The following is a 1170-nucleotide window of genomic DNA, read 5'->3' on the forward strand; positions in this document are numbered from 1 at the left end:
CCCACCACCATGCCCGGAACCCAGCAGCATCGATAAACAACGATTAGGCGTGCCGGGCCGAAGGAGCCGGCGTCAGGCGCGAATCATCGAGGCTAACAGACACCGGTCGAGGTCACGAGACGTCCCTCAGACATTTTCCGCGCCCCCTGACAATAATCAGGCCGAACGCAACGGCCTGATTATTGCAGGTAACAGGATTGGGAGAGGAGGAACGCGCGACTCCTTGCGGTAGCAAGGAGTCGCGCCTGCCCCTTCAGATGAACGACAGCCATGGCATGGACACCATTGACTACCGCGGGTAGTGGTGGTACCACGGATTGCGCTGTTCGTAGGCGGCAGCAGCGGTGATGACCCCGTCATCCCGCTTCATGCGACCGATGACCTGCAGGCCAACCGGCAGCTTCGGGCCCCCCAGGGGATTCGGCGCGAAGCCAGCCGGCAGACTCATCGCGGGATGACCGCTGAAGTTGACCGGATAGGTCAAACACCAACCAATCTGCGGATCGACGGCGACACCGTTGATAGCCGACGGGCCAAGGGTATTGCCATTGTTAGCGTTCTGGACGCCCGCGACGGCAACCGTCGGCGTGACTATGTAGTCATAGGCTTCCAGGACGACGTTCAGCTTGTGCAGCACGTCGGCGCGCAAGAAGTCGAGGTGCCGGTACTCTTCGGCCAAAAGCGTCTCCGACCGGTTGAGCATGGCAGCAAACTGTGGCGTCAACTGCTCCTTGTGCTCGCGCAGATCCACCGGAACGCCGAACTCCAGGAACAGGTCCCGGGCGTGGCCGTACAAGCCAGCCTGCATGAGCACCCAGGTGTCGGCGAAGTACTGGCTGGTCAGTGGCCGCCGATTCCTGCCGCCCAGATCGGTGACCTGGATCTCATTGAGCCCCAGCTTCACCTGATCAACCATTGCCCCAGCCTCCTCGAAAGCCTCGAGGGCTCGGCGGACAACACGCTCAACTGACGCCTCCACCGGGAACAGATCCATGTCCGGCGAGTAGGCGATGCGCTTACCCGCGAGCGGACGTTCGCCTTCCGCGCCGTCACGAAACGCGCCGATGTAGTCCAGCGGTGACTGATCAGGTGGTCGTTCCGGTTGCGGGTAGCCAGGGACGGCCGGTGGCGAGTTCGGTGAGGGCGTGCATGATGTTGCGGCCGTGCGCG

1 protein-coding gene is annotated in these 1170 nt (G+C 62.6%); it reads right to left on the reverse strand.

Annotated elements, in window-relative coordinates:
• Positions 1–289: 289 nt before the first annotated feature.
• Positions 290–1170: amidase family protein (locus AB0G14_RS35835; protein WP_357705272.1), on the reverse strand; the 881-nt coding region annotated here is incomplete at its 5' end.

It is taken from the genome of Micromonospora sp. NPDC023814, from assembly GCF_040639595.1.
Classification (GTDB): domain Bacteria; phylum Actinomycetota; class Actinomycetes; order Mycobacteriales; family Micromonosporaceae; genus Micromonospora.